The organism is Variovorax sp. 770b2, from assembly GCF_900115685.1.
Taxonomy (GTDB): domain Bacteria; phylum Pseudomonadota; class Gammaproteobacteria; order Burkholderiales; family Burkholderiaceae_C; genus Variovorax.
The window spans coordinates 1168193-1187546 of sequence record NZ_FOXJ01000001.1; the positions used below are offsets into that span (position 1 = coordinate 1168193).

Consider the following 19354-nt stretch of genomic DNA (forward strand, 5'->3'; position numbering starts at 1 on the left):
GTTCACCTCCAGAGGGGTGAATTGTGAACCCGGGCGAAATTCAGACCGGGTCCGACGGACTTGCGCGCTTACTTGCGCCGGTTGCGGGCGGCTGGTGCCGAGGTTTGCGACGGTGCAGCGCCGCCATCCACACCCAAACGGCCGCCGCCGCCCAAGCCCTGGCCGCGCACCGTCTGCGCCTTGTAGTTGCGCAGCGACCGGACCATCTGGTTGAAGGCGTCCATGAAGGCCGCCGCAATCACCTTGCCCTGCGGCGTGCGCGTGTAGCCGCCGATGCCGCCCGCGCCCGAGTGGCCGCCCAGGCCGGCGAAGCCCGCGAAGTCGGTCTTGGAGGCGCTGCCTTCGGCGGCCGCGACCTGCACGCCCGAGCGGTTGTCGATGAGGGTCAGGAGCGCGCTGGCTTCCTTGGTCTGCAGGCTCGCGCCGATGCTGGCGATGGCGCGGCCACGGCCGCCGCCCACCAGGCCGCCCAGCGCGCCACCGAGGCCGCCGGCGTCGTTGTTGCTGAACACGATCTCGGGCGACAGGCCGTAGTCGGAAGCCACCATCTGGCCGCGGCCGAAGTTGCTGCCGCCGCGCATTTCGCCCGACTGCATGAGCGCGCGCTCGCGCGTCATGGCGTTCATGCCGGCCGCGCCGCGCTCGACCACCACGAAGCAGTTCGATTGCTGCACCAAGAGGCGCAGCAGGTTGGCCGTCGGCGGGAGCTTGTATTCGCCGGTGAGGACGGTGTACCAGCCGGCGTTGACGTTCTCGATGAGGGAGACGGTGCCCAGCGGCGAATCGCAGCGTTCGAGCGCGCTGCTTTCACCGGCGGTGGCCGAACCGGCGGCGCTGCCGGTGGCCACGGTCTTGGCCGACTGGCTGCCCATTTGCATGTCGGTGGTCGCGCAGCCGGAGAGAACCAGCGCGCCGGCAAGCGCGCTGGCGCTTGCGAAAGAAAATTTGGAAGAAGCCATGTCCGGATCAACAGGTAAGGAATGAAGAAGCGCCCCGCCGGGAAGCGCCACTCATCGGGTACCGAAGTGGGACCGCGTGGCCTGTATGACCTCCCCCGATTCGTCGCGCCGCCAGCGACCGCGCGACGATACGACCTGGCGCATCGGCATGCCAGTGCCGAAAGTCATGGTCCGCGCGCAGCGAAGCGGGCGGGATCATGACCCAGCGCGCACCCGCGGACAGGCGGTCTCAAGGCTCCCCGGAAGGCGCAGGGAGATGGTCCGGCGCCCGGTGCGGCGCAGTTACAGTCGGGCCTTCAACACGAGGAGTTTTCAGATGGCAACCACCAAGAAGAATGTCGTTGGCGAAGCAGCAGCGGAACTGACCCGTCAACAAGTCGCGCAGGCCCTGGCCATCGCCGGCGCCTCGAATTTCAGCGGCGCTTCCGATCCCTCCTTCGTCGGCTCCATCCTGGTGGCCCTGGCCGTCAACACCAGCTCCGTCAGCGCGACCATCGACAGCGCGAAAGGCCGCACCCCCGTCGTCCAGCACTGACCTCGACCGTCAAATCCGTCAGGTCGTGTAGTCGCCGCTGGCCTCGGGCTGGAAGAGCACCGCCACCACGCGCGCGGCGCTCTCCTGGCCGCCCGGCATGCGCCAGCGTGCCGTTGCCCCGGCCTTCAGGCCGAGCAGCCCGATGCCCGCGGGCGACAGCACCGAGATGAAGCCGGCGTTCGGTTGCGCATCGTCCGGGTAGCAGACGACCAGCTTCTGCCGCTGGCGCGTGGGCAGGTCTTCGATTTCGACCTGCGTGTACATCGTGACGATGTCCGCAGGCACCTCCCGCGACGCAAGAACGTCCGCCATGTCCAGAAGGTCGGCGAGCGCCGGGGGAGGGTGATTGCCCGTCAGTTTCTGAAGACGGACGAAGTCCAGTTCGGTGAGCGTGCGCTCTCCGTGAATCGTTGCAAGCATGAATGAAGCACTCCAATGGAACGCGCGGAAGCGGTGCCCGGCGGTCTATGGTTTGCGCATCAGGAAAAGTAGCGGACCACCGGGCTCAGGAAAGTGCGCAAGTGCGTCGGAACACTGCCGAAATCGCCGCAACGACATCCGTGCGGCGGCGAGCCGCTGCCCAAGGCAGGGCTGCGCATGCAGGATGTTGGCGGGACGCGGGCGAGGGGACCATCGCTCGAGTGTAGGGAGGCGATGAGGTCCGTCAAGCAATGGCCTCACGCGCCTTGCCGATAAGCGCGGGGGTCTTCGGTGCGTGCGCCGTGCACGACGAGGCGCCATCCTCTTTCGCCTTCGGCGTCTCGTCGAGCCACTGCAGCTCGTCCGGCAAGTAGGGGCGGGACCAGGACATTCCATCGAGGCGAACGCGCACCGTCAAGCCCCGGGCGGTGGTGACCGTTCCCGGCTGGCCCTGGAAACTGACGCGGGCGCCCTTCTTCGCGGGCACGTTGAAGTGCGCGCAGATGCCCTCGAAACCCGGGCGCGGCGTCGTCTTGCATTCTTCGTTCGTACTTGCCATGCAAGTGTCTACGCGGAAGCAACCGGTCTGGATTCAACCGGTTTGAAGTTGCGCCAAAGCGACCGGATCGATGCCTGAAAAGGGCCCTAGTCGGACACGAAGTACGGAACGGGATCGACCGCGTTGCCGTTCCTGCGCAACTCGAAGTGCAGCTTGACGCGATCGGCCTCGGTGCGGCCCATGTGCGCGATCACCTGGCCGCGCTTGACGGACTGTCCTTCCTTGACCAGCAGCTTGCTGTTGTGTGCGTAGGCGGTCACGAAGACCGCGTCGTGCTTGATCATGACGAGCTGGCCATAGCCACGTGGGCCCACGGCCGAATAGACGACCTTGCCGTCGCGCGCGGCGACGACGGGATCGCCCTCCGATCCCGCGAAGTCGACGCCCTTGCTGTTGCGGCCATCGAATCGCTTGATGACGGTGCCACTCGACGGGCGGAGGAAATTTCGCTCCGCCTTGGCCACGGGGGCCGACGGTGTTGCGGGCGCCGGCTCGCTGCTTCGCGCACGGCGATCCGGTGCGGGGCGGGCGTCGTTGCGGGCGGAGGGCGCCGGCTTGGTGCTTGCCGGTTTCCTGGGTGCGGGCGCCGGGGCCGGCTTGGTGGCGCAGCCGATGAGCAGGACGCCCAGTGCGCCCGAGGCGAGGGCGAGTGCGATCCGGCGAGGGATGAGTGATCGGGGTGCGGGGAGGTTCGGAAATCCGGGTTCAGCTTGCGGCTTGGAATGCATGGTCAGGACTGTATTGGAATCTGCTGGCCGAATCGCTGCGCAGCCGCGTTCAGGCCGTGAGGTTGTGCCTCATTTCCGGATGTGCAGGTCTGCGATGGCGTGTGGGCGGCCGCGATGGGCGGGCTCGTCCATCGCGTCTCTCAACTTGCGAAGAATATTGGTCAGCGCCTGGGGGCTCGTGCCGACTTCCCGCGCCGCGACGCCGGGGCGCACACCACCGACCAGAACCATGTATGCGGCATCGCGAGAGGGGGTTTCTCGCAACCGGGCGCGCCTGGACAGCGCCTTGAACTCGCTTCTGGTCATCCGCTTCGTCTCCTTCGGTGGCCGGAGTCTGACGAGTCCCCGCAGGTCGATGGATAGTCGTCTTGGGGAATTGCAGGTAGGAATTTCCCCCGTGCCGATTGCAACCCAGGCGCGCCGCCGGGCAATGGCCAGATGACCCGGGCGATGGCCTTGAGGTGTTCGAAGCCGAGAGCGCCAGCGGCTGCTCATGCGCGCCGAAGTCACTGAGCGACCCGGACAGCGTGCCGGTGCTGTCCATGATCGGAACGCCGGAGCAGGCGGCCCTATTGAAAAATGCCTCGCCGCCGTTCGAGCGGCGAGGCATTCAGGAACCGCGAAAGGCTTGTCCGGTTTCCCGATCAGGCCGCAACGGAAGGGACCCGCATCGGCACGAGACCCAGGGGGGCGATGCGCGAAATGATTTCTGCATGCATGAGCCCGAGGGACTGCGCCGGCGTGAAGCTGGCCTGCACGATCACGCCGGCCGCGCCGAAGGTGCGATCGACCGTGGCTGTCGTGATCGCACCGGGGAACATGAGCGCTTTCTGGACCTGGAACTGCTGCTCTTCGTTGCAAAGAGGCAGGCTGAATTCGTATTGACTCGTGCTTTTCATTCAAGACCTCGATTCAGTGGACGAGGTGCCAGTCTAGTGGCTGCTGCGCGGGGGGGCGAATCCGGCCGTTCGTAACAAGCCTCGAATCAACGAACTTTACGTCACACCAGGTTGCGTTTGTTTGAAACCGCTTGTACTCGGTTCGGCGTCCGTATCGAGCGTCGCCGCTGGACCAAGAGAGAGGACTTCAAGGCTTGACGCGCCCCAGGCGCAGCGCGCCTTTTCGCTCCAGTCGTCGGAGGATCGAACCCACCGTCGAGTAGGGAATGCCAATCCCCCTGCGAACGAGTTCGGACGCCGCCGCACTGGGCGTGCGGATTTCCGCTGGCAGCGCTGCGACCGCTTTCAACACATCCACCTCACGTCCGTGCAATGCCGGGCGCAACTGGATGAACTGGTTCTCGGGACCGGGGCCCTTCGGCACCGCTGCAAGGGTATCGGCGACGATGGTGCGCTTCCCGTTCTTGAGGGTCATGGCGGCGAAATGTGCATTGCGGACCTGAACGAGGTCTGAATGCGCAAGCGCGTGTATCCGGGGCCAGCGCGCACGCCTTGTCGAAGCGCATGCCGCGCTGGCGCGGGCGCTCATCTGATTGCGCTCGCGAAGCGTGGCTCGGTGAGCAACATTGGCTGCCATCCATCTTTTTTGGCTGGCTCGATCACGTCCGATTCGACGCGCTTTCGTCATCCCCGGCGAGAGTTCAGGCGAACCATCCGACTCATCGACGCAGACCGCAATGCGGCGAAGTGGAGCAGCAATGCAGAGTCACTGCGGCGGTTGGACGTTGAACGCGACGCGCACTTCGTCCAGTCGCGATTGCGCATTCCAGTAGCACTGCGCGAGTTCCTCCGGGGTTGGCTCGGGGTAACCCTCCGGCGGACGCAGAGCGTTGCCGAGCCGCTCCCACGCGGCTTCCCATGCGAGCTTCGCGATGGCGCGAGATTCGGGTGAAGTAGGCATGAGTGTGTCGAGATATTGATGGTCCGGAACGATCATGGGGCCGCGCGGTGCGGCCTTCAAGAGGTGACCCCCGAGTACTGGGTATTGGAAGCTTCCAATATCGACCCACAATTGAAAATGCCCCGCTACCTTTTGAGTAGCGGGGCATCCAGTTGCCTTGCGGCTTGTAGTGGCTCCTCGACCTGGGCTCGAACCAGGGACCTACGGATTAACAGTCCGGCGCTCTACCAACTGAGCTATCGAGGAACAAGCCTCAAATTATAGCGTGGTTTTTTGGGCCTTCTCAAGGCCTCGAAACTTTTGCACCAAAAACTTTCGCTCGTGCATCTTCACAGCGCGACGCTCAGGCCCAGGCGCAGCGTTCGAGGCGCGCCGGGGAACAGGTAGACGTGGCCGAACTGGTAGGGCGATTCCTTCCAGTAGCGGCGGTCTAACAGGTTGTCGATGGCCAGTGTCCAGCTCGTGTTCACGCCGCGCAGTTTCGTGTCGTAGCGCAGCACCGCATCGACGCGCGTCCACGAGGGCAGCGTGATCGAGCCGTCGGCGAGCACGTTGCGACGCCCTTCGTGCGACAGCTGGCCCGCCACTTCGAGACCCGGCACCGATGGCACCCGATACGCCGCCTGCGCACGCAGCACCTGCTTGGGCACGTTGGTCGGCCACTGTCCGTTGCTGGCGGGTTCGACGGTGCTGCCGCGGCGCTTGGCATCCATCAGCGTCATGCTGCCGCCGATGCGCCAGGGGCCTTCGGTCCACTGCGCGCCGGCTTCGAGGCCGCGGTGCACGGCGCGGCCGTCGTACTTCGCCTCGCACGGCGTGAGCCCCAAGCGGTTGCACGCATCCAGGTTGGTCATCGGACGCTGGATATCGAACCATGCGAGCTGCCAGTTGAACGCATCGTTGCCGCCCTTGATGCCCAGTTCCCACTGGCGCGACTTCAGCGCGGGCAGTGCCTGGCCCGCGTTGCTGTACTGGTCGCTGCGGTTCGGCACGACCTGCGACTCGACGCCCTTGCCCCAACTCGCATAAGCCAGGAGGCCCGGCTGGATGGCGTAGCTCGCGGCGATCCACGGCGTGGTCACACCCTGCTTGTAGCCCGTCGGGTTCGAGCCGTCGTTGCCGATGCTGCTGCGGTCCATGCGCGTGTGGCGCGCGCCGAGCCAGGTGGTGAAGCGGTCGTTCCAGCGGATCGCGTCCTGCACCGAGAGCTCGGTCGAGCGCTCGTCGCGGTTGGTCTGCGGCGTGGTGGCGTCGGGGCTCGGCGGCACCATGGCCGTGGCCCAGATGTTGCCGGTGCCCGCATAGTTGTAGGCCTGGTTCTGGAAGCGGTTGCGCACGCGGCTTTGCAAGAGGCCGAAGCCCAGTTCGTGGCGCACGCTGCCGGTCATCACGTTGCCCTTGAGATTGATGCTGCCCGCGGTCTGCGTGCGGCGTTCGTTCTCGCTGCGGAAGTCGTAGACGTCGAAGGTGCCGTCCGAACAGTAGCGGTCGTAGTTGCCCTCCGCGCCGCAGCCGAAGGCGTAGGCCAGGCGGTCGTCGCTTTTGAGGCGCTGCTGGCCGATCTGCGCGCTCCAGCGCCAGTCGGCGTTCAGCGCCTGGCTGAAGCGCACCGTGCCGGTCAGCGCCTTGAACACCGAGGGCTGCGACCACGGCTGGTTGTTCAGGTTGATGCGCGGATCGACCGGCGCGGGCAGCACGCTCCCGAGCAGGCTGTAGCCGTTCTGGCTGGGCTGGGTCTTCCTGCTTTGCTCGACCTCGAACTCCAGCACCGAGTCGCGCGTGATGCGCCAGTCGGCCGCCAGCGAGAACATGTTGCGGTTGCCGTCCAGGTCGTGGGTGAGCGGCTTCAGGTTTTCGCTCGCCACGTTGAGCCGGTAGCCGAACTGGCGGTCTTCGCCGAAGCGCCCGCCCAGGTCGAGCGCGCCGAGCACGCTGCCGCGGCTCGCGGTCTCGATGCCCACCGTGCGCAGGTCCTGTTCGGTGGGGCGCTTCACGACGTAGTTGACAAGCCCGCCCGGCGCGCTGGTGCCGGCCTGGATGCCGCTGGTGCCGCGCAGGATCTCCACGCGCTCCTTGTTGTCGAGCGGGATCGATGTCTCGGCGCTGATCGGCAGGCCTTCGCGCCGGTAGTTGAAGCGGTTGTCCAGCACGAAGCCGCGCACCGTCAGGTAGTCCCAGTAGCCGGCGGAGTTGTAGGCGTCGGTGACCGACGAATCGAACTGCGTGAGGTCGGCGAGCCGGCGCGCACCGCTGGCGCTCAGCTGCTTGCTGTCGATCACCGTGGCCGAGAGCGGCAGTTCGCGCAGCGGCACGTCGCCGAAGCCGCTGACGTCGGCCTGCGGCGCGGCCGGGCCCTGGTTGACGACGACCGCGGGGAGCGCGCCCTGCTGCGCGTGCGCGCTGCAGGCGGCTGCAAAAAGCACGATGGCGATGGCATGCGAAACAGGCGAGGGCTTCAGGGCTGGAGAAGAGGGAAAGCGTTGTGGAGTCATCGATGTATTCAGTTGCCGTTCGCGGCGCCCATGGCCGTCATCCATTGCGCGGCCGTGGCCTCGGGGTCGGTGGCCGTCACCAGCGCGCGCACCACCGCGACGGAGCCCACGCCGGTGGCGAGCACCTCGGGCAGCCGCACCGCGTCGATGCCGCCGATGCCCACCTGCGGATAGCCGCGCAAGAGGCGCGCATAGGCCGCGAGCCGGGCCACGCCCTGCGGCGCGGTCGCCATCTTCTTGAGCGTGGTCGGGTAGACCGCGCCCATCGCGATGTAGCTGGGGCTCACCGCATCGGCGCGCACCATCTCGGCGTAGCCGTGCGTGCTGACGCCCAGCCGCAGGCCCGAGGCGCGCAGCTGCTGCAGTTCATGGGGCGACAGCGCATCGAGGTCTTCCTGGCCGAGGTGGATGCCATAGGCGCTCGCGGCGATGGCAACCTGCCAGTGGTCGTTGACGAAGAGCAGGGCGCCCGTGCCCTGTACGGCCTGGACGGCCGCCTGCACTTCGCGCTCGACGGCCGCCGCATCGTCGGACTTGAAGCGCAGTTGCACCGTCGGCACACCGGCGCGCGCCATGCGGCCGACCCATGCCGCATCGGGCAGCACGGCGTAGAGGCCCAGCCGTTCGGGGCAGGGCAGGAAGGCGTCGTCGCGCGACGCAGGCGGGAACGAACGCATGCCGAAGTCGGCGGGCGCGTCGGGCCATCGGGCGGCGTCGAAATGGCCGATGCGTTCGGTCTGCGCATGCCAGGCAAGCGCGAGGCATTCGGCATCGACTTCGATGAAGCCGAGCGCCGTGCACGCCTGCTTGGCACCGCGGTAGACCGCGTCGTCCGAAGAAAAAGTGGTGGCACCCACGGCCGATGCGGTGATGGCGCCGAAGCGCAACCCGTGCGCCGCGACGATGGCGTGGGCGATGGAACGGGCGTCGGTCACTTGGCTCGTGGCGTTCATGCGGTGTGGTGCCAGAAGGGTGTGCCGAGCACTGGGGTGCTCGGCTGCGCGGAGTCTTGCGCGGCCATCGCGCCGGCGCGGTAAGCGGTGCGGCCGGCCTGCACCGCATCGGCAAAGGCGCCGGCCATCGCGACCGGCTCCTGCGCGAGCGCGACCGCGGTGTTGAGCAGCACGCCGTCGTAGCCCCACTCCATCACCTGGCAGGCGTGCGACGGAAGGCCCAGGCCCGCATCGACCAGCATCGGCACGTTGAGCCGCTCGCGCAGCACCTGCAGCGCATACGGATTGACCGGCCCGCGGCCGCTGCCGATGGGCGCGGCCCACGGCATCACGGCCTGGCAGCCCACGTCGACCAGCCGCTGGCACACCACGAGGTCCTCGGTGCAGTAGGGCAGCACCTTGAAGCCGTCGCGGATCAACTGCGAGGCGGCATCGACCAGGTTCAGCGTGTCGGGCTGCAGCGTGTAGTCGTCGCCGATCAGTTCGAGCTTGATCCAGGGCGTGTCGAAGAGCTCGCGCGCCATCTGCGCGGTGGCGATCACCTCCTGCACGCTGTGGCAGCCGGCCGTGTTGGGCAGCACCGGCACGGCGAGCTGGCGCAGCAGCGCCCAGAAACCGTTGCTCGTGTCGTTGCCGCCCGAGCCCTGGGGGCCTTGGCTCGCGGTCTGGCGGCGCAGCGACGCGGTCAGCATCGCGGGCTTCGCGCGCTTGACGGCTGCTTCGAGCAGGTCGGGCGAGGGGTAGCGCGCGGTGCCCAGCAGCAGGCGGCTCTGGAAGGTTTCTCCGTAGAGAACCAGCGGGTCGTTCGGGGTGGTCATGGGTGTCGTCTCCAATCTCTTTTTTCAGCCGCCCGTCACGGGGCGGATCACTTCGATGCGGTCGTCGGGCTGCAGCGCGCGCGCGGCGTAGGCCGAGCGCGGCACGAACTCGCGGTTCACCGCCACCGCGAAAGGCGGCACGGCCTCCAGCGCGGCCAGCGCGTCGGGGAGGGTGGCCCCGTCGGGCAGCGTGTAGGGCTTGTCGTTGATCAGGATGTTCATCATCATGCGTCGTCGGATGTCGGGGGGGCCATGCCGAAGCCCTGCGCGAGTGCCGAGTGCCCGTGCACGAGCAACTCCATCGCCGCGTCGAGCAGGGCCGGCGCGATCATGAAGCCGTGCCGGTAGAGGCCATTGATCTGCAGCACGCGCGGCTGCGGCTGGCGGATGGCGGGCAGGTTGTCGGGCAGCGTCGGGCGGCACTGCGTGGCGATCTCCACGATGCGTGCCTCGGCGAAACCGCTGTGCACCGCATAGGCCGCGCTCAGCAGTTCGAGCGTGGAGCGCACGCTGGCGGGCGACATGTCCTCCGACTCGATCTCGGTCGCGCCGATCACGAACAGGTTTCCGGGCTTGGGCGCGATGTAGAGCGGATAGCGCGGATGCACCAGCCTCGTCGGCCGCTGCAGCGTGACCTCGGGCGCGTGCACGCGGATCACCTCGCCACGCACGCCGCGCAATGCGTTCCATTGCGGACGGGCACCGAGGCCGCGGCAATCGATCACCCAGTCGGGCTGGCCGGATTTGCCGGGTGTGAAGTCTTCGGGCACGTGCGGCGATTGCCAGTGCAGCGTGACGTTCGCGTCGGCCTGCAGCGTCGCGAGCAGCGAGGCGAGCAGCGCGCGGTTGTCGAGCTGGCCTTCGCCCGGAAGGAACAGGCCCTTGGCGAAGCGCTGGCCGAGCGATGGCTCCAGCGCGGCGATGCCTGCGCCGTCGAGCGCTTGCATCGGCGCCAGCTCGGGCACCTGCATGCCGGTGTGCGCCAGCACGCGTTCCAGCCGCGCGGCTTCGGTCGCGTCCTGCCGGTGCCACAGCACCAGCGTGCCTTCGCGCTGGAAGAACACGGGCTGCGCCAGCGGTGCGAGCAGCTCCGGCCAGCGCGACAGCGCGTAGTGCCCCATGCGCACGACCGACACCGGCGCCACCGCCGATTCGGCCAGCGGCGCGAGCATCGCAGCCGCGACGCGGGCTGCTGCGCCTTCGGCTTCGGAGGTGCCGGCTTCATACAGCGCGACCTTGCAGCCTGCCTGTGCGAGCGTGACCGCCACGAGGCGCCCCATGAGGCCCGCGCCGATGACGGCCGCCGATTGAAACGGCACGCTCATGTCGTCGCTCCCGCAGCCTGCGTGCGTCGCCGATAATTTTCGGCATGACCCAAGGACCTTCCCCCGCGCTGCAAGCGCCCATGCGCTACGCACGCGTGCTCTCCATCGCAGGCTCCGACAGCGGCGGCGGCGCCGGCATCCAGGCCGATCTCAAGACCTTCGCGGCCCTGGGCTGCTACGGCATGACGGCCATCACCGCGCTCACCGCGCAGAACACGCTCGGCGTCTCGGGCATCCACGGCGTGCCGCCCGCTTTTCTCAAGGCGCAGATCCAGGCGGTGGTGGAGGACATCGGCGTCGACGCGGTCAAGCTCGGCATGCTGCATGCGCCCGAGGTGGTCGAGGTGGTGGCCTGGGCCATCGACCACTACAAGTTGCCGAACGTGGTGCTCGACCCGGTAATGGTCGCCACCAGCGGCGATCGCCTGATCGCCTCCGAGACCGTGCAGGTGCTGGTGCGCGAACTCTTCCCGCGCGCCGTGGTGGTCACGCCCAATCTCGATGAAGCCGCGTTGCTGATCGGCCATGCCATCGACGGCATCGACGCGCTCGACGGCGCGGCCGACGAACTGCTGGCGCTCGGCGCGAAGGCCGTGCTGCTCAAGGGCGGCCATCTGCCGGGCAATGAAGTGGTCGACGTGCTGCTGCAGGCGGACGGCACGCGCAAGCGCCTGGCTTCGCAGCGCATCGCGAGCCGCAACCTGCATGGCACCGGCTGCACGCTGTCGTCCGCCATCGCGGCGCACCTCGCACTGGGGCTGAAGCTGCCCGAGGCCGTCGAACGCGCACGCGCCTACATCCTCGGCGCGATGGCGGCCGGTGCGGATGTGAAGATTGGCGCGGGCCACGGTCCGCTCAACCACGGCTTTGCGCCAGTGCCGATGCATCGCCTGCGGCCGACGGCCTGCTGATCCACGCCAGCACGAAGGTCGCTGCCAGCGTCGGCAGCGCGGAGCCGAACTGCGGTGCCCATTTGGCAAGCGCGTGGTAGGCGGCGATGCCCGCGATCCAGATCAGCGCGGCGGCCCAGTCGATCTGGCGCGTGCCGGCCTGCACCGGCGTCTGGCCGCTGCCGAGCCGTCCGAGGATCACGCCGTAGAGCGGCACGAACACCGAGCTCAACAGCAGCAAGAAGGGCTCCAGCGTGTGCATCGGCAGCACCAGCGCGAGCGCGATGCACAGCGCAGCGAGCAGCAGGCCCCAGCGCTTCACGCTCCAGCGCGGCAAGAGGCTGTGCGTGGAGACCGAGCCCGAATAGACATCGCCATACGCGTTGTCGAGTTCGTCGACGAGGATGAGGCCCAGCGCCACCAGCCCGCCCTGCGCGAGCAGCAGCGCGGTGACCAGGCCCGTGCCCGGCTCGGCCACGCTCACCACCATCACGCCGAGCGCGTAGCACCAGATGTTGGCGAGCGCGTAGCCGATCCAGGTGCCGCTGAACGCGCTGCCGAGACCTCCCGCGCTGCGCTTGCCGTGGCGCGCGTAGTCGGCCACCAGCGGCAGCCACGACACCGGCATCGCGATCACGAGATCGAGTGCGCCGAACATGCCCATGCTGCCGTCGCCGGGGCGCGCCCAGAAGGCGTCCAGGCCCTTGGCGTGCAGGCGCGTGGCGAACTGCCAGGTCAACCAGAGCAAAGAGAGCACCACCAGCGGCAGCCCGAAGCGGCTCACGAAGCGCCGCACCAGCTTGACCATCGAGCCCGCGAGCAGCGCCAGCAGCACCGCGCCCCAGAGCAGCGTGGTCAGCATGCCGCCCCAGAAGCTACCGAGCGATGCACCGAAGGCGACCTGGCCGATCGCCTGCGTGCCCTCCCGCATGATCACCAGTTCGAAGGTGGTCCAGCCCACCAGCTGAACGATGTTGAGCAGCACCGGCAGCCGCGCGAAGGCGCTGCCGTAGGTCGCGTGCATGAGGCCTGCGCTCGCGAGGCCGGTTTCGCAGCCCAGGCGCGCGGTCCAGGCCAGGAGGCCGGCACCGATGACCGAGCCCAGTGCGATGGCCAGCGCCGCGTCGCGCGTGCCCACGGCCGGCACGAGGTAGGCGCCGATCTGCATCACCAGCAGCCCGACGCCCAGGCTGAACCAGAGCGAGGCGTGGTCGGTCCAGCCGAACACGCGGCGGGAGGCGGGCAAGGGCGTCAGCGCCTCGTTGCCGGAGGAAATTCCGTTGTCGTCGTCGTCGTGTGCCATCCGTTTGCTCCAGTGCAAAAGGTTTGGCAGGTGGGCGAGGCTCCGGCAGCGCTGCCGCCACGCGAGACAACGTGACAGGCCGCCGGACCAGCTTCCCTGCGCGAGGATTACCTCAGTCAGGTTCAAAGGGACTCTCTCAGTCAGCCCCGGAACGGATTCCGGTTCGACACCCCTAGCGTGTGCTCCGCGCCTGAGCGCAGAGCGGCCGTCATTGTACGAGCCTGCCGCGGCGGCTTCCAGAGCTGTCGGCGGCGGGAATTGCCCTAGCTGTCTTCGTCTTCGCCGGCCGAAGCGTCGGCTTCCAGGCACTGGCGATGAATGCGCTTGAGGGCGACGTACATCACGCGGCGCTCCTCCGGCGTCATGAGTTGGATCATCGATGCCTGCGCCTTGCGCGCGACCGGAATGACCTCTGCATGCAGCGCCTGGCCGGCGGGCGTGATGTTGCAGGTGAGCCGCTTTCTCGGCGTGGGGCCTTCGGCCTGGAGCGACACCAGGCCGCGCTGCTCGAGCAGGCGCAGCGTGCGGCTCACGAGCGCCTTGTCCGAGGTCGATTGCACGACCAGCTCCGCGAACGGCATCGAGCGCGCATGCGCCATCAGGGACAGGATGCGCCACTCCGACACCGTGAGCCCGAAGCGCCTGGCGTAGGGCAGCGTCGTCACGCGGCGCAGCGCATTCACGGTCTGGCTCATCACGGTGGTGATGAAGTTGTCGACGGTGAGGTTGTCGCCCGATTCGTTGAGTCCCGACCACGGATCGGTGGGCACGGCGGATGGGAGGGTGGAGCGCTCGGTCAGGGCGTCGTCTTGCATGGCTTGTCTCGTCGATGAGGCGGACTTTCGTCCGTGATCACACTTATTTATTACTTTGCTAGAAGAAAAATTTCGAATGTCAATTCGAAGTTTCACTTGGTTGATTGATCAACAGCTTCATTTTACGATGCGTCAACGTTTCAAATACGGTTCGATGTTCCATATATGAAACGTCAACGCAGTCCAGATGTTGGCCCGGGTGTTGTGCCGTTCCGCCTCGATCGTCCCGGCGCGCGCTCCCTATGAAAGCTCCAAGATGAAAGTCAGCCGTCCGTTGTTCCTTGCTCTGGGTGTTCTTGCGGGAGGACTCTGGGCCAGTGCGGTGCACGCCCAGGCTCAGCCGCCAGCCTACCCGACCAAGCCCATCACCATCGTCGTCTCGTACCCGGCCGGCGGCGACACCGACGCCATGGCGCGGCTGTTCGCCGAGAAGCTGCAGGCGCGCCTGGGCCAGTCCGTCATCGTGGACAACCGGCCCGGCGCGGGCGGCACGGTCGGCAACACCTACGTGGGCCGCGCGGCGCCGGACGGCTACACGCTGCTGTTCACGCCCAACCCGTTCACGACCGCGCCGCTGGTGATGAAGCTCGGGGCATCGGCTTCGTACGACGTGGTCAACGGTTTCACCCCTGTGATTCATTCGGCCAACCAGGCGGTCCTGCTGGTCGCGAATCCGTCGTCCGGCATCAGGAGCGTGGCCGATCTGGTGGCGCAGGCCAAGGCGGGCAAGCCCTTGTCGTACGGAACGCCCGGCGCCGGCTCGCCGATGCACATTGCAGGCGAGTGGCTCAACCGGGAAGCCGGAATCCAGGTTCAGCACGTGCCTTACCGCGGGGTCGCGCCATCGGTCACCGACGTGGTCGCGGGACACATCCCGCTGGCCTACGTGACGCTCGGCCCGGTCGCCCAGTACGTGGCTTCCGGCAAGCTGGTCGCGCTCGCCATCTCGGACGCCAAGCGCTCCCCGCTGCTGCCCAACGTTCCCACGCTCGCCGAGCTTGGCTACAAGGACATCGACTCGGGCGCATGGAACGGGCTCTTCGCGCCTCGCAATACGCCGGCCGCGGTGGTGAACGTGTTGAACGCCAACCTCAACGAGATCCTCAAGATGCCCGACGTGATCGCGAAGATGGGCACCTTCGGCGCGGCGCCGGTCGGCGGGCCGCCCTCCGCGATGGCCAAGGTCAATGCGTCGGACTACGAGCGGCTCGGCAAAGTCATCAAAGACCTGAACATCCAGGCCGACTGAGTGCCCATGACGACGACGCAATCGACCTTGGGACGCGACACGCCGCAGGTCACGGCGCGCGCCAAGGTGCTCGGCAAGGCGCAGTACGCGGGCGACATCAAGGTCGCGGGCATGCTGCATGGCAAGGTCCTGCGCAGTCCCTACCCGCACGCGCGCATCGTCTCGGTGGACACCTCCGACGCACTGGCGCTGCCCGGCGTCAAGGCGGTGCTGACCGGCGCCGACGCCCCGCGCGCGCTCTGGGGCGTCAGCCACAAGGAGCGGCGCATTCTTGCGGAGGGCGTGGTGCGTTTCTGCGGCGAAGAGGTTGCCGCGGTTGCCGCGATCTCGGATGAGATCGCACGAGACGCGCTCGACCTGATCCGCATCGAATACGAAGAGCTTCCGGCCGTTCTGCTGCCCGAGGAGTCGCTCGACGAAGAAGCGCCGAACATCCACGACGGGCGCGCCGACAACATCGCGCACGAGATCCGCTTCGAGCGCGGCAGCGTCGACGAGGGCTTTGCCCAGGCCGACCTCGTTCACGAGGCCACCTACACGACGCACGCCCAGTACCCGGGATACCTGGAGCCGATGGGTTCGGTCGCCATGCTCGATGCCGAAGGGCGCCTGGTCGTGTGGACGTCCACGCAATCCGCCTTCCTCGCCCGCGCGCGCCTGGCCGCGGCGCTGGAGCGGCCCGTGTCCACCGTTCGCGTGATCCAGGCGACGACCGGGGGCGGCTTCGGCGGCAAGATCGTCGAGGACGCGAACCAGCTGGTCGCCGGCCTGCTCGCGGTGAAGACCGGCAAGCCGGTGCGGCTGGTCAACAACCGGCTCGAAGACTTCCTGGCGTGCCCCACGAGCCTGCCCGAGCGCATCACGCTCAAGCTGGGCATGACGCGGGACGGCCTCATCGTGGCCAAGGACGTGCGCATCGTCGCGGATTGCGGCGCCTACGCGGGCCTGGCCTCGGAGGTGATGCACGTGAGCGCCATGCGCAGCGACAACATGCATCGCCTGAAGAACGTGCGCTCGCACGCCACCATGGTCTACACGCACACGCCGCCGCACGGCGCTTTCCGCGGCTTCGGCGGCACGCAGATGCTGTTCGCGCTGAACAGCCATATCCACATGATGGCCGAGCAGCTGGGCCTGGACCCGGCCGAGGTCCACAAGAAAAACGCCATCGGCGCGGGCGAGGTGTCGGTTCACGGCTGGAAGGTCGCGAGCACCGGGCTGGTCGAATGCATCGACCAGGCGACGCGCGCGCTGCGCTGGGGCGAGCCCAGGAAGAGCGGCGCACCGGGCGGCTCCAGGCGCCGCGGCGTGGGCATGGCCGCGGCCATGCACGTCAGCGGCAACCGCACCATCGGCAACTGGGACGGCTCGACCGTGGTCGTGAAGATCAACGAAGACGGCCGCGTCGTCGTGCACAGCGGCGAATGCGACATGGGCCAGGGCGCGATGACCATGCTCAGCCAGATCGTCGCGCACGAGCTGGCCATTCCGCTCTCGCACGTGCACGTGATAGCGCCCGACACCGACGTTGCGCCGTTCGCCATCGGCTCGCTCGCATCGCGCGTGACCATCGTCGCGGGCAATGCCGCCATCGAGGCGGCCCGCAAGGCGAAGGCGAAGCTCTTCGCCCTGGCCGCCGAACTGCTCGAAGTGCCGGTCGAGCGGCTCGACATGGCCGACGGTGCCGTCCACGTGCGCGAGGCGGCCGACCGCCGGCTCACCATCGGCGACCTCGCGCGGCAGCACGTGTGGCGCCACGGTGGCGAGGCCATCCAGGTGAGTGCGACGTGGGACGCGAAAACCGTGATGCACGACGACAAGGTCTACGGCAACATCGCGCCGTCCTACTCGTTCGCGGCACAGGCGGTCGAGGTCGAAGTCGACATCGACACGGGGCAGGTCACTGTCATCGACAGCTTCGTGTCGGACGACTGCGGCAAGGCGCTCAACCCGATGGCGATCCACGGCCAGACCAACGGTGCGACGGTGCAGGCCTTCGGCTGGGCGCTGTACGAGCAACTGCACCTGGAGGCGGGCCGCATCGTCAACGGCAACCTCGCCGACTACACGATGCCCACGGCCGATGCCGTGCCCATGCTGCGCGGCGGCTTCGTCGAATCGAACGACCCGAACGGTCCCTACGGCGCCAAGGGCGCGAGCGAGACGGCGATTCTTCCAGGGGCGCCTGCGATCGCGAATGCGGTGTACGACGCCATCGGCGTGCGCATCGTCGACCTGCCGATCACGCCCGAAAAAATACTCGCCGCCTTGCGCGTGCAGAAGGAGGCCGCCGGTGCGTGATTTCGATTTCCTGCAGCCCGTGTCGGTGTCCGAGGCGACCCACATGCTGGCCGATCTTGGCGACGAATGCCGCGTCATCGCGGGCGGCACTGCGCTGATGCTGGCGATGCGCCAGCGCATGCTGACGCCCACGCACCTCGTGTCGCTGGGCACGCTGCCCGGCCTGAAGGGCATTGCCTATGACGAGACCAACGGCCTGCGCATCGGCGCGCTCACGCTGCACGCCGAAGTCGCGCGCTCGCCGCTCGTGCAGGCGCACTACCCGATGCTCGCGAGCATGGCCTCGCGCGTGGCCAACCCGCAGGTGCGCAACCAGGGGACCATCGGCGGGAACCTCTGCTACGCCGATCCCGCGACCGACCCGCCCGGCTGCCTTATGGCGCTGGACGCCCAGGTGGTCGTCACCGGCACACAGGGCGACCGGGTGATGGGCATCGAGGCGTTCCTCATCGACTACTACACGACGGCACTCGCACCGGACGAGCTCCTGTCCGAGATCCGCATCGCACCACCGGAGCCGGGCACCACCGGCGTGTATTCGCGGTTCCTGCGCACCGCGGCCGAACACCGGCCCCTCGCGAGCGTGGCCGTCTCGGCGCGCCGCAGCGGCGCGCGCTGCCATGCGGTGCGGATCGCCGTCGGTGCATCGACACCGATCCCGTTGCGGTTGAGAAGGGCGGAAGCCTTTCTCGCGGAAAGCGAAGCAACGCTGGAGCGCATCGGCGAGGCCGCCGACATCGTGGCCGCCGACATCGAGCCCGTGTCCGACCTGCGCGGCGCCGCCGAGTACCGCCGCGACATGGTGCGCGTCATCGCCCGGCGCACCCTGCTCGAAGTGTTCGGGCTGGACAAGGAAGAAGGAGACAGGCCGTGAGTCAACACGACATCGAGATCACCGTGAACGGTGAAGTCCACGCTGCGCAGGTTTCCTCCCGGCGGCTGCTGAGCGATTTCCTGCGCGACGACCTGCACCTGACGGGGACCAAGCGCGGCTGCGAAACCGGCATCTGCGGCGCATGCTCCGTGCACCTGGACGGCGAGGTCGTGAAGTCCTGCCTGATGCTGGCGGTGCAGGTCGATGGCCGCAGCATCACCACGGTCGAAGGCCTGTCGGAGGGCGAGAACCTGCACCCGCTGCAGGAAAGCTTCATGGCGTGCGGCGGGCTGCAATGCGGCTACTGCACGCCCGGCTTCCTCATGACCTCGTGCGCCATGCTGGCGCACAACCCCTCGCCATCCGAACACGAGGTGCGGCACGGCCTGAACGGCAATCTCTGCCGCTGCACCGGCTACACCCAGATCGTCGAATCCATTCTTGTTGCCGCGGAGAAGATGCGTGGAAATTGAAAAAACCGTTGTCGTTCCCGCCCCCGCGAACCGCGTGTGGGAACTCTTGCTCGACCCCCAGGTGATGGGCGGCTGCGTGCCCGGCATGCAGTCCATCCAGGTCATCAGCGACCTGGAGTACGTCGCCGAGATCAAGGTGAAGGTGTCGTTCATCAGTGCGAAGTTCAAGCTCAGGACCACCATCGTCGAGCAGCGGGCGCCGCACTACCTGCGAACCGAGGGCACGGGCGAGGACACGTCCGTCGCCAGCTCGCTCAAGCAGACCAGCGAGATCTTCCTCACGGAACAGGCGGACGGCCAGACCGAGCTGCGCATCCTCGTGAAGGTCGATGTGCTGGGGCGCCTGGGCACCTTCGGGCTGAGCGCGATGAAGACCAAGGCCGACCGCATGTGGGACGAGTTCACCGAGAAGCTCGTGGCGCGGATCACGGGCACCGGCGATGCGGCGGCAAGCGGCGTCAAGGTCACGCAGGCGCCGGCGAAGCCGCCGGTGGCAGCCAGGGCGCCGGTGGCGGCGCCTGCCTCGCACCCGGTTGCCCGCCCGCCCGTTGCAGCGCCGATCGACGCGCCGATCGAGGTGCCGCGGCCCGCACCGCCGGTCGTCGTGCAGCACGAAGCTGCGGTGCCGGCCGGCACCTGGTGGTCGCGCTGGTTCGGCCGTTCGCCCCGGCGCGAATCGACGGACATCTGCATCGAGATCCATCGCGGCGACACGGTGGTCAAGGTGCTGTGGCCGGTCGAGGGCGCGAGCCATTGCAGCCAGTGGCTGCGCGACTACCTCGTGCGCCAGGAGTAAGGCA

At 67.8% G+C, this 19354-nt stretch carries 22 protein-coding genes, 1 tRNA gene and 1 riboswitch; of the genes, 7 read left to right on the top strand and 16 right to left on the bottom strand.

Going from position 1 to position 19354, the window contains the following annotated elements; translation table 11 throughout:
- Window positions 1–68 precede the first annotated feature (68 nt).
- On the bottom strand, window positions 69–959 hold the full coding sequence (locus BM133_RS05350) for a CsgG/HfaB family protein (RefSeq protein WP_093432141.1): 891 nt from the start codon (window positions 957–959) through the stop codon (window positions 69–71).
- A gap of 316 nt (window positions 960–1275) precedes the next feature.
- Here BM133_RS05350 and BM133_RS05355 point away from each other — a divergent pair, with 316 nt between their 5' ends.
- The gene (locus BM133_RS05355; RefSeq protein ID WP_093432143.1) at window positions 1276–1494 is read left to right on the top strand and encodes a hypothetical protein; all 219 of its coding nucleotides are present in this window, start codon (window positions 1276–1278) and stop codon (window positions 1492–1494) included.
- Between the two features lie 18 nt (window positions 1495–1512).
- Here the strand turns inward: BM133_RS05355 and BM133_RS05360 are convergent, their stop codons facing one another.
- The 13 genes from BM133_RS05360 to BM133_RS05420 all read right to left on the bottom strand — a co-directional run bounded on the left by BM133_RS05360 (window position 1513) and on the right by BM133_RS05420 (window position 10649).
- Complete coding sequence (locus BM133_RS05360; RefSeq protein ID WP_093432145.1) at window positions 1513–1914, bottom strand: GreA/GreB family elongation factor; 402 nt, start codon at window positions 1912–1914, stop codon at window positions 1513–1515.
- A gap of 244 nt (window positions 1915–2158) precedes the next feature.
- Complete coding sequence (locus tag BM133_RS05365) at window positions 2159–2473, bottom strand: polysaccharide deacetylase (protein WP_093432147.1); 315 nt, start codon at window positions 2471–2473, stop codon at window positions 2159–2161.
- Between the two features lie 86 nt (window positions 2474–2559).
- Complete coding sequence (locus tag BM133_RS05370) at window positions 2560–3201, bottom strand: murein hydrolase activator EnvC family protein (RefSeq protein WP_093432148.1); 642 nt, start codon at window positions 3199–3201, stop codon at window positions 2560–2562.
- A gap of 69 nt (window positions 3202–3270) precedes the next feature.
- Entirely contained in the window at window positions 3271–3507 is a 237-nt protein-coding gene (locus BM133_RS05375) for a hypothetical protein (protein ID WP_093432150.1), read from the bottom strand.
- Between the two features lie 338 nt (window positions 3508–3845).
- A complete protein-coding gene (locus tag BM133_RS05380) occupies window positions 3846–4100 on the bottom strand; it encodes a hypothetical protein (RefSeq protein ID WP_093432152.1) in 255 nt (84 codons plus the stop codon).
- A gap of 187 nt (window positions 4101–4287) precedes the next feature.
- The gene (locus tag BM133_RS05385) at window positions 4288–4575 is read right to left on the bottom strand and encodes a hypothetical protein (RefSeq protein ID WP_093432153.1); all 288 of its coding nucleotides are present in this window, start codon (window positions 4573–4575) and stop codon (window positions 4288–4290) included.
- Between the two features lie 291 nt (window positions 4576–4866).
- Window positions 4867–5097, bottom strand: a complete 231-nt coding sequence (locus BM133_RS05390; protein WP_256219059.1) for a hypothetical protein — start codon at window positions 5095–5097, stop codon at window positions 4867–4869.
- Window positions 5098–5231: 134 nt separating this feature from the next.
- Window positions 5232–5307, bottom strand: a tRNA-Asn gene (locus tag BM133_RS05395).
- Between the two features lie 83 nt (window positions 5308–5390).
- Complete coding sequence (locus BM133_RS05400; protein ID WP_093432155.1) at window positions 5391–7553, bottom strand: TonB-dependent siderophore receptor; 2163 nt, start codon at window positions 7551–7553, stop codon at window positions 5391–5393.
- 8 nt (window positions 7554–7561) lie between these two features.
- Entirely contained in the window at window positions 7562–8506 is a 945-nt protein-coding gene (gene thiE / locus BM133_RS05405) for a thiamine phosphate synthase (protein WP_093432156.1), read from the bottom strand.
- A complete protein-coding gene (locus tag BM133_RS05410; RefSeq protein WP_093432158.1) occupies window positions 8503–9324 on the bottom strand; it encodes a thiazole synthase in 822 nt (273 codons plus the stop codon). The genes thiE and BM133_RS05410 overlap by 4 nt, the downstream gene beginning before the upstream one ends.
- 24 nt (window positions 9325–9348) lie before the next feature.
- Window positions 9349–9552 carry a sulfur carrier protein ThiS gene (gene thiS / locus BM133_RS05415; protein ID WP_093432159.1) on the bottom strand — a complete coding sequence of 68 codons (204 nt, stop codon included), beginning with the start codon at window positions 9550–9552 and terminating at the stop codon, window positions 9349–9351.
- Entirely contained in the window at window positions 9549–10649 is a 1101-nt protein-coding gene (locus BM133_RS05420) for an FAD-dependent oxidoreductase (RefSeq protein ID WP_093432161.1), read from the bottom strand. The genes thiS and BM133_RS05420 overlap by 4 nt, the downstream gene beginning before the upstream one ends.
- 44 nt (window positions 10650–10693) lie before the next feature.
- Here BM133_RS05420 and thiD point away from each other — a divergent pair, with 44 nt between their 5' ends.
- A complete protein-coding gene (gene thiD, locus BM133_RS05425) occupies window positions 10694–11560 on the top strand; it encodes a bifunctional hydroxymethylpyrimidine kinase/phosphomethylpyrimidine kinase (RefSeq protein ID WP_093432162.1) in 867 nt (288 codons plus the stop codon).
- On the opposite strand, the gene BM133_RS05430 is transcribed toward thiD, so the two are convergent.
- Both BM133_RS05430 and BM133_RS05435 read right to left on the bottom strand, forming a co-directional pair.
- Window positions 11505–12842 (bottom strand): purine-cytosine permease family protein, encoded by a 1338-nt coding sequence (locus BM133_RS05430; protein WP_093432164.1) that lies wholly within the window; start codon window positions 12840–12842, stop codon window positions 11505–11507. The genes thiD and BM133_RS05430 overlap by 56 nt on opposite strands.
- Window positions 12843–12918: 76 nt before the next feature.
- Window positions 12919–13026: riboswitch (TPP riboswitch) on the bottom strand.
- 79 nt (window positions 13027–13105) lie between these two features.
- Window positions 13106–13657 (bottom strand): MarR family winged helix-turn-helix transcriptional regulator, encoded by a 552-nt coding sequence (locus BM133_RS05435; RefSeq protein ID WP_093432165.1) that lies wholly within the window; start codon window positions 13655–13657, stop codon window positions 13106–13108.
- 256 nt (window positions 13658–13913) lie between these two features.
- Here BM133_RS05435 and BM133_RS05440 point away from each other — a divergent pair, with 256 nt between their 5' ends.
- Genes BM133_RS05440 through BM133_RS05460 form a run of 5 tightly spaced genes read left to right on the top strand, consistent with a single transcriptional unit; the run spans window position 13914 to window position 19350 of the window.
- A complete protein-coding gene (locus BM133_RS05440) occupies window positions 13914–14906 on the top strand; it encodes a Bug family tripartite tricarboxylate transporter substrate binding protein (protein ID WP_093432167.1) in 993 nt (330 codons plus the stop codon).
- A 6-nt stretch (window positions 14907–14912) separates the two neighbouring features.
- A complete protein-coding gene (locus BM133_RS05445) occupies window positions 14913–17207 on the top strand; it encodes a xanthine dehydrogenase family protein molybdopterin-binding subunit (RefSeq protein ID WP_093432168.1) in 2295 nt (764 codons plus the stop codon).
- The gene (locus BM133_RS05450) at window positions 17200–18081 is read left to right on the top strand and encodes an FAD binding domain-containing protein (protein ID WP_093432170.1); all 882 of its coding nucleotides are present in this window, start codon (window positions 17200–17202) and stop codon (window positions 18079–18081) included. The genes BM133_RS05445 and BM133_RS05450 overlap by 8 nt, the downstream gene beginning before the upstream one ends.
- Window positions 18078–18554 (top strand): (2Fe-2S)-binding protein, encoded by a 477-nt coding sequence (locus tag BM133_RS05455; RefSeq protein WP_093432171.1) that lies wholly within the window; start codon window positions 18078–18080, stop codon window positions 18552–18554. Before BM133_RS05450 ends, BM133_RS05455 begins: the two co-directional genes overlap by 4 nt.
- Window positions 18544–19350 carry an SRPBCC family protein gene (locus BM133_RS05460; RefSeq protein WP_093432172.1) on the top strand — a complete coding sequence of 269 codons (807 nt, stop codon included), beginning with the start codon at window positions 18544–18546 and terminating at the stop codon, window positions 19348–19350. Before BM133_RS05455 ends, BM133_RS05460 begins: the two co-directional genes overlap by 11 nt.
- The last annotated feature ends 4 nt before the right edge of the window (window positions 19351–19354 follow it).

Bases quoted from the DNA above. Each gene is read 5' to 3' on its own strand.
- BM133_RS05350 (WP_093432141.1), bottom strand. From the start codon at position 959: ATGGCTTCTTCCAAATTTTCTTTCGCAAGCGCCAGCGCGCTTGCCGGC.
- BM133_RS05355 (WP_093432143.1), top strand. From the start codon at position 1,276: ATGGCAACCACCAAGAAGAATGTCGTTGGCGAAGCAGCAGCGGAACTG.
- BM133_RS05360 (WP_093432145.1), bottom strand. From the start codon at position 1,914: ATGCTTGCAACGATTCACGGAGAGCGCACGCTCACCGAACTGGACTTC.
- BM133_RS05365 (WP_093432147.1), bottom strand. From the start codon at position 2,473: ATGGCAAGTACGAACGAAGAATGCAAGACGACGCCGCGCCCGGGTTTC.
- BM133_RS05370 (WP_093432148.1), bottom strand. From the start codon at position 3,201: ATGCATTCCAAGCCGCAAGCTGAACCCGGATTTCCGAACCTCCCCGCA.
- BM133_RS05375 (WP_093432150.1), bottom strand. From the start codon at position 3,507: ATGACCAGAAGCGAGTTCAAGGCGCTGTCCAGGCGCGCCCGGTTGCGA.
- BM133_RS05380 (WP_093432152.1), bottom strand. From the start codon at position 4,100: ATGAAAAGCACGAGTCAATACGAATTCAGCCTGCCTCTTTGCAACGAA.
- BM133_RS05385 (WP_093432153.1), bottom strand. From the start codon at position 4,575: ATGACCCTCAAGAACGGGAAGCGCACCATCGTCGCCGATACCCTTGCA.
- BM133_RS05390 (WP_256219059.1), bottom strand. From the start codon at position 5,097: ATGATCGTTCCGGACCATCAATATCTCGACACACTCATGCCTACTTCA.
- BM133_RS05400 (WP_093432155.1), bottom strand. From the start codon at position 7,553: ATGACTCCACAACGCTTTCCCTCTTCTCCAGCCCTGAAGCCCTCGCCT.
- thiE (WP_093432156.1), bottom strand. From the start codon at position 8,506: ATGAACGCCACGAGCCAAGTGACCGACGCCCGTTCCATCGCCCACGCC.
- BM133_RS05410 (WP_093432158.1), bottom strand. From the start codon at position 9,324: ATGACCACCCCGAACGACCCGCTGGTTCTCTACGGAGAAACCTTCCAG.
- thiS (WP_093432159.1), bottom strand. From the start codon at position 9,552: ATGATGATGAACATCCTGATCAACGACAAGCCCTACACGCTGCCCGAC.
- BM133_RS05420 (WP_093432161.1), bottom strand. From the start codon at position 10,649: ATGAGCGTGCCGTTTCAATCGGCGGCCGTCATCGGCGCGGGCCTCATG.
- thiD (WP_093432162.1), top strand. From the start codon at position 10,694: ATGACCCAAGGACCTTCCCCCGCGCTGCAAGCGCCCATGCGCTACGCA.
- BM133_RS05430 (WP_093432164.1), bottom strand. From the start codon at position 12,842: ATGGCACACGACGACGACGACAACGGAATTTCCTCCGGCAACGAGGCG.
- BM133_RS05435 (WP_093432165.1), bottom strand. From the start codon at position 13,657: ATGCAAGACGACGCCCTGACCGAGCGCTCCACCCTCCCATCCGCCGTG.
- BM133_RS05440 (WP_093432167.1), top strand. From the start codon at position 13,914: ATGAAAGTCAGCCGTCCGTTGTTCCTTGCTCTGGGTGTTCTTGCGGGA.
- BM133_RS05445 (WP_093432168.1), top strand. From the start codon at position 14,913: ATGACGACGACGCAATCGACCTTGGGACGCGACACGCCGCAGGTCACG.